Genomic DNA, 7,284 nt, shown 5'->3' on the forward strand with positions numbered 1-7,284 from the left:
TAATGTTTCGTTGTGAATGTTGTGGGCATGAATTACACGCTGATTTGGTGGGAAGCAGAAATATTGCAATGAGAACGTTGCTCGTCCGGCAAGACTGGACGAGTACGGGGAGCTTGTCAGTATCCCCCGATGTGTCGCGCAATGAAACCAAAGCTGATATCCTGCAAAGGTTTTCAGGATTGCGGTGGAGCGTAGACACAAGCCCTCATCATATCGGTACTCCGATTGATGATGGGTAATTGACTAGGTGGCTTTGTACTTTCCCCCAGCCTCTTGCTTATGAGGATTCTCTTGGTTGAAGACGATCTGCGCCTTGCAGAAACCTTGGCAGAAGCCCTGACAGACCAGCGCTATGTTGTTGATATAGTTACCGATGGGGAATCTGGATGGCATCAAGCAAAGATGCTCAACTATGATTTGCTGTTGCTAGATTTGATGTTACCAGAACTTGATGGAATTAGCCTTTGCCATCGATTGCGATCGCACGGCTATACTATGCCTGTCCTGATGATCACAGCCCGTGACACTCTCAGTGATGAAATTAATGGGCTTGATGCTGGGGCTGATGATTATGTGGTCAAGCCCGTGGACTTGCAAAAACTATTTGCTCGGATTCGAGCCTTATTGCGTCGAGGTAATAGCAATTCTGGGCCGATTTTAGAATGGGAAGAAATTCGGCTCAACCCCAGCACCTATGAAGTCACCTACGGGAACACTCCACTCCATCTCACGCCAAAAGAATACGCACTTCTGGAACTTTTGTTGCGAAATGGTCGCCGTGTTCTCAGTCGAAGTGTCATGATCGAACACGTCTGGTCGTTGGAATCTCCACCAGAAGAAAATACGGTCAAGGTTCACATTAGAGGTTTGCGTCAAAAACTCAAAGCTGCGGGAGCCGCTGAAGATTTAATTGAGACTGTACACAGTATGGGCTATCGTCTCAAGCAATCAGATTCCGTTGTAATACCAATTTAAAAAATTCTTGCTACAACACTTTTAGTTTAATTTGTTTATTCAAATATTCTCGCGCTTTGCGTCGCTCCCTCGATTTTAGGTCTTTTTTGGGAGAACTATTTATGGCGACACACCTACTAATATTGTTGGATTGATTTTCCAAATTGGTTTAATTTCATAGAAATTGTTTAACTTGTTTAATTTGACAATTAAGCCCACCTCAAAAAACATAACAACACAACCAGCTCCCCAACTTTTTTAATAAGTCGGGGATCTAACATGACCAAGCAATATTACAGTTAGGCTTCAGCAGAAACCAATTCGACTTCATCTTCTTTGAAGTGAGCTCGAAATTTCTTGTCAAACTGAACTAGAACCGGCCAATTAGCACTGACTGGTCGGCCGTGCCATTCGTGAACGATCGCCACGATTTCTCCTTCCATACCCTTAATCTCAAATGGTTGACTGCGATTTTGAGGATGGTGGTAGACAACAACAGAGTTTTTAACGCAAACGCGATCGCCAATTTTCATAGCTTAATATTTAGTGTTCTCTCTTCAAAGCTCTACAAAGCGTGCAAGTGCAGAACACCTGTACGCTTTGCGGACATTGTTTTCATCTTCCCACAGAACTAGAGCGAAAATTCAAAGAAAATTCGCGGTTGTCTGTTGGTGCCGCGGCTCGCCAGTCGCGATCGAGCGATCGCCATAATGCCGATCGCCTGATCGGTATTTCAAGCGCGATCGGGCGAATTCTCAATGCCGGGAATTTGATGCAGGCTAATCGATAGGCGATCGACTTAACTGACTTAACCAACACTCAACATCAACACCCAGAGTTTGACCCAACTCCAGCAACTGCCGGATCGAAGACAGCTCCCAGCCGCCGTGTGACGGGGCGATATCCAAGCAAACAGGAACCACCGAACTTTCCACCGCCGAGGCATCTTGCCGTTGCAGCCAGCCCAAACACAGAGGCACAATTTGACTGTACAGAGAATTGAAATACAGTTCCTGCGATTTATCCAAACACAAATCCAGACTCAGCCGATCGCCCACAGCAATCAAACGCTCGATGTGGAGAATATCAGCTTCTAACTTAAGAGGCGATCGATCCTCCACGCCCAATCCGGCTTGCAGTAGCGCATCTAGCGATCGGCAAACCTGGCGTTCCAAAATTTGCTTAACTTCAGGAACCTTCAACCGGCAGCGGAGATGGCCCGCTTCAGTGGCGATCGCCTCAATGTCAGCCAGCAGCGACTCCCCGTCCCCCATTTCCTGTTCCAGGGCCTTCGCCGCCGTCAAACAGCGGTGTCCCAAAGCCACCTCCGCAGCCACCTGTAACTCCATCGGCACCGGCAAATCGTCGCGGTGGAAAGCCATCATCACCCCGTAATTTTCCCGATAAACCTGAGTGTAAAGCTGATCCAACCGAGTCAAATTTTCCTGACTCAGCAACTGCACGATCCGGTGACGTTCCTCAGCGAATAAATCCCGCAAGCTAAAGGATTGGTCTCCAAACAGTCGCACCATTTCCAGAATCGCGTGGGCCGCCGAAGCTTCTTGCAGAACCCCAAACAACCGCTCTTTGAGCATAGTGTAAGACCGGCTGCTACCAAAAGGCTGAATGCAGCAGTGGAAGTCCCAGCCGCCGAGGTGGAACGCAGCAAACACAAAAAGCTCTGTTTCCCTGGTGATTTCGGAGGTTAACTGCAATTGACCCACAGCCAAAGTCATCGATCCCATGCGCTGAATTTGGAAATCTTGCTGTTCGGCTTGATAGCAGTAAACTCGCTGTTCGCGGGGATACTTGGCAAACAGAGAACTAATGGCGTAGTGGGCGGCGACTTCTTTGAGACTGACTTGAGCCGTCGTTACCAGTTGGCGGTAAACTTCCGCCCCAGTTTTGAAGGATTCAACGTTGCTGGGTACGAGAGCGAGTTGAGCGATAAAATCCTTTTCTAGTTGCACGCCGGCAACTTCCTCCGCCAATTCCAGCGCCCGGGCCGCGTAGCGCAAAATTTGCACGCCTTCGGGGCGAGAGATTTCTTCAAAAAACCAGCCGCAGCTAGTGAACATTAACAAAGCGTGGCGCTGCATTTCCAGCAGGCGCAGGGCATCTATCTGTTCGGAGGCGTTGAGTTCGCGAATTTGATGCCGATCGAGAAAACTGTCAACATTAGCGATCGATCGATCGCGAATAACATCAATATATTCATCTCTGGCCTTCCAGGGATCGCGAAACAGCTTGCGTCCCGCTTCCTCATAAATCGGAATCAGCCGATCGCGCAGCCAATTCAGAGTATCCCGCAAAGGCTTGCGCCATAGCAAATGCCATCCGCCACCACCACCACAGCCACAATCATCTTGCCAGCGATCGACCCCATGAGAGCAACTCCAGGCCGTCACTGGTTTGAGTTCCACTTCCCAAGTGCTCGGATTTTGACTTAAATAATGAGCATAATTCGTCACCGTCCAACCACGGCGGGGAAACTCTTCTGTGAAGGCGTAGGCGAGGCATTTTTCCGTACTGTGTTTGTGGTGGCCGAAAGTTTCGCCGTCTGTCGCCACGGAGATTAATTGGGCCTGTCGGTGGTCTCCCCGCACTGCTTGACCCAAGCGCCCCGCCAAGTGTTGGCTGCTGCTGAGAACCTCATTGAAACCCATATCCCGCGAGATTGGGCCATCATAGAAAAAGATATCGATGTAGGGAGTGTTGGGATTTGGGGCTGCGGAATTGTCGTTTTGGCGACTAAAGTTGTGAGTGCTCAGCGGTGAGAGTTTGTGATCGGCCATCAACCCCATTTCTGGTTTCAAATAGCAGCGGTACGGGCGAGTCGGATCGATTTGACCACCGCCGACTTCGTGCCATTGGGTATCTGTTTCTTCTTGGCCTTCTTGGTTTTGCCCGATTAGCGGGCGGCAGCGTTCGGCTTGGGAAGGGGCTAAGACAATAAAACGAATACCTTCAGCTACCAAAACTTCCAACGTGGCGTAGTCTACAGCGGTTTCAGCGAGCCAAATTCCTTCGGGATTGCGATCAAATCTGGAGCGAAAATCTGCGATTCCCCAGCGAATTTGGGTGTATTTGTCTCGATCGTTTGCCAGCGGCATGATGATGTGATTGTACACTTGGGCGATCGCGTTGCCGTGACCATTGAGCCGCTGACAGCTTTTGCGATCGGCTTCCAGAATCCGCTGATATACTTCGGCATCGTAGCGTTCTAGCCAACTCATCAAGGTTGGGCCAATGTTGAAGCTGAGATACTCGTAGTTATTGACGATCCCCGTGACTTCACCGCGGTCGTTTAGTATGCGGGCAAAGGCGTTCGGGCGGTAGCACTCGTGATAAATGCGTTCGTTCCAGTCGTGGGATGGAGAGGCACTGGCTTGGCGTTCGATCGCGTCCAGGTAAGGGTTTTCCCGGGGTGGCTGGTAGAAGTGACCGTGAACCGTCACGCACACTCCAGTTGCAGTAGCCACAGTGCTTTTGGTTGCAGCCGTTACGGTTGGCGCAGACAAAGGCAGGACAGCGGACTGAGTTTTAGAAATCGAAACCATGCGATCGAATCCTCAAGTAGTTAAAGACAACAAAAACAGCCTAATAAGTAACTGACACCTTACGCAGTAGGCATTTGGACTAGGCATCTGTAGGTGCTAAATTTGGGCTGACAATTTTTGATACATTTGTAGTATTGTTCGCAAAGCATTCGTTCCAATCTGCCGATCGTCGATCCCTGAGTTTTTCTGTCAATGCTTTGCTGTTCAAAGAGTTAAAAAAGGTAGCTTTTACTGCTTTCTGGCACTTGCGACCCATTTCAGGTTAGTGCTTGCAGGGCTGCTCGTTGAGAGTTTGATTTACATTGCTGGATCTTAAAGTCTTATTCATTAAATAGCAACTTTTCCCCGGAAAATTTTAATCTTTGGCGATCGACCGAGGGAAATTGTGCGGGTAAAGTTAACAACAGGGTGAATCCCCTCAGCAGCTAAAATTTTTGCTGAGGGGCTACTGCACCGGACGGCGCTGTAATCTATACTATTCAAGCTAAACGATCGATCGTACGACACCGCCTTCCACTCGCAAAGCCGCCCCGTTAATAGCAGACGCTACTGGACTGGCAACAAACGCCACAAGTGCAGCCACCTCCGAAGTCTCAGCAAAACGCTGGATCAGCGACGAAGGGCGAGTCTTTTGAAAGAACTCTTTTTCCACCTGTTCAGCCGTCACCTTTTGGTTTTTTGCCAATCCTTGAATGAAATCTTCTACTCCTTCCGATCGCGTTGGCCCCGGCAGCACAGAATTGACAGTTACATTACTGCCAACAGTCATCTCTGCCAAACCGCGGGCGAGGGAAAGTTGCGCCGTTTTCGTGACTCCGTAGTGAATCATTTCTGCTGGAATATTGAGTGCAGATTCGCTGGAAATGAAAATAATCCGCCCCCAATTCTTGGTCAGCATTAATGGCAGATACTTTCGAGAAAGTCGCACTCCGCTGATGACGTTGATTTCTAGAAAGTTTATCCATTCATCATCATCAATATCCTCAAATGGTTTCGCTCCGTAAATTCCCAGATTGTTTACCAGAATGTCTACCTCTGGAACTCGATCGAATAATTCGCTGGCTCCGCTTGCAGTTCCCAAATCGGCAGCGACACCTTGCAGCTTGGCATTGGGAGCAATTTCTTTGATTTGGTCGATCGCCTTTTTCACCCGTTCTTCCGTGCGTCCGTTAACAATCACCGCTGCACCTTCTTGAGCGAGTTGGGTAGCAATTGCTAAGCCAATTCCGGCTGTTGAGCCGCTGACCAGTGCAATTTTATCCGATAGTTTAAGATCCATTGTTGTCATCCTCCAAAATGAGTATTTTTGATGTGTGTGACGGGATCGATTTAACTAGAAATTAGGCAAAATTTCTAAATACAGGTGTGTACACTGCACAGAGTCAGCCTACACAAAACCTCTAAATGTAGCGCTTGTTAATGAGTCTTTTTTTGAACGTACCGCAAAACAAGTTGGCATTAGCGCCAATTATCCAATACAAAAACCTCTGGTCGATTGTAACCGGGATCGTTTTGCCTGTGCATTACTACACCTGTACTTTCAGTGCGAAAACCGCGAGAAACCATCCTACCATAAGCGACATCATGGCTCGTATTCACTCCAGCCATCTGACGCAACATTTTTTGACTCGCCCCAAACGCTTCACAGACATCCAGCAACTGTTCAAATCGATCGCCTGCGCCAACACCCGATCGCACAACTCCAAATTTGACATAACATACATTAGAACCAGCTTCGCTACCCGCACCGCAATGACAAACAGCAAATCCCGCCAAACCCTTGTCATCCCACAATAAAACCGTATCACCCAAATTTTGAGCCTCAACCGCCAAAATCTCCCGCGATAAATCCAGCCCTGCATAAATACCATCCGTCAATTCATAACATTCTTTCAGACAGTGCGATCGCTCCTGTGAACTTAATTCAGAATATTTTATTACCGGAAAATCCCGCTCCACAAACTGAATTGGTTTTGCCATAATGAAAGTCAAAAAACGCGGGTAGAACCCGAATTTATGATAAAGCCCGTGGTGTTTTGGACTGTTCGGGAAAGTAAATAACCCCGCCTGTCGCGTCCCCCATTCCGAGAATTTGCCGATCGCACATTCAATCAAACCTTGAGCAACACCTTGATTCCAGAAGTCAGGATGAACGCTCAGCGGCCCAAAAAAACCCACACTCCCCCAACAAACAGCTATATTCGAGCCAACTAGCTGCCCGTCAACCTCTGCTGCGAAGGCCGCCGTGCGATCGACTAGCCATCGCGTTTGAACATAGCTCGCATCACCACCAAAATCTGTCGGTTGAGGCAATCCAATAAAAGTACCAAAAGCCAGTCGAAAGATATGTTCAGCCGTCGCTAACTCATTTTCTTGAAGTAATCGAATAGAGATGTTCATTGTGTGCGAGATCCGTTAAAAAAGCAAACAGTGATGCCATCATACATATTAAACCTCTTGCATAAATCTTTGATTTAGATGAAAACCGCCCGCTCATTATTGCGGACTGAAGTCCGCACTACGAACTAATCCGAGACCGCTCAATCGACAGGACACGATATAAGTCATGACAAAATGATTTCGTAATGTTCCACTGTCGGAAAAGGATCGTAAAAGTGATGCAATAAAGAACGCCACTTTTGATAAGGAATGAAAATTTAATAACCTCAGCGGTGTATAATAAATAAATGAGTGAATATGAATAGGTTCATGTTTCGGTATTGATGTCAAATATTATACCTACTTGGTTCTTCTTATGTCGCCCATGATT

6 protein-coding genes and 1 pseudogene are annotated in these 7,284 nt (G+C 47.8%); 3 read left to right on the top strand and 4 right to left on the bottom strand.

Translation table 11 applies throughout. The features are described 5' to 3' along the window. Together K4039_RS26150 and K4039_RS26155 are read left to right on the top strand one after the other, a co-directional pair. Window positions 1–239, top strand: a pseudogene (locus K4039_RS26150) (RNA-guided endonuclease TnpB family protein); the annotation flags it as partial. A gap of 52 nt (window positions 240–291) precedes the next feature. Then, complete coding sequence (locus K4039_RS26155; protein WP_321161666.1) at window positions 292–975, top strand: response regulator transcription factor; 684 nt, start codon at window positions 292–294, stop codon at window positions 973–975. Between the two features lie 278 nt (window positions 976–1,253). Here the strand turns inward: K4039_RS26155 and K4039_RS26160 are convergent, their stop codons facing one another. Then, window positions 1,254–1,487 carry a ferredoxin-thioredoxin reductase variable chain gene (locus tag K4039_RS26160; protein WP_265239423.1) on the bottom strand — a complete coding sequence of 78 codons (234 nt, stop codon included), beginning with the start codon at window positions 1,485–1,487 and terminating at the stop codon, window positions 1,254–1,256. 128 nt (window positions 1,488–1,615) lie between these two features. On the opposite strand from K4039_RS26160, the gene K4039_RS26165 reads away from it, so the two are divergent. Beyond that, on the top strand, window positions 1,616–1,744 hold the full coding sequence (locus K4039_RS26165) for a hypothetical protein (RefSeq protein WP_265239424.1): 129 nt from the start codon (window positions 1,616–1,618) through the stop codon (window positions 1,742–1,744). Here the strand turns inward: K4039_RS26165 and K4039_RS26170 are convergent. The 3 genes from K4039_RS26170 to K4039_RS26180 form a co-directional block, all read right to left on the bottom strand. Next, entirely contained in the window at window positions 1,734–4,514 is a 2,781-nt protein-coding gene (locus tag K4039_RS26170) for a DUF3536 domain-containing protein (protein ID WP_265239425.1), read from the bottom strand. The two genes, K4039_RS26165 and K4039_RS26170, sit on opposite strands and share 11 nt — an antisense overlap. A gap of 484 nt (window positions 4,515–4,998) precedes the next feature. Next, window positions 4,999–5,793 carry an SDR family NAD(P)-dependent oxidoreductase gene (locus K4039_RS26175; protein WP_265239426.1) on the bottom strand — a complete coding sequence of 265 codons (795 nt, stop codon included), beginning with the start codon at window positions 5,791–5,793 and terminating at the stop codon, window positions 4,999–5,001. Window positions 5,794–5,972: 179 nt separating this feature from the next. Then, on the bottom strand, window positions 5,973–6,914 hold the full coding sequence (locus K4039_RS26180) for a GNAT family N-acetyltransferase (RefSeq protein ID WP_265239427.1): 942 nt from the start codon (window positions 6,912–6,914) through the stop codon (window positions 5,973–5,975). Between the last annotated feature and the right edge of the window lie 370 nt (window positions 6,915–7,284).

This window comes from Lyngbya sp. CCAP 1446/10 (assembly GCF_026130175.1).
Taxonomy (GTDB): domain Bacteria; phylum Cyanobacteriota; class Cyanobacteriia; order Cyanobacteriales; family Microcoleaceae; genus Microcoleus.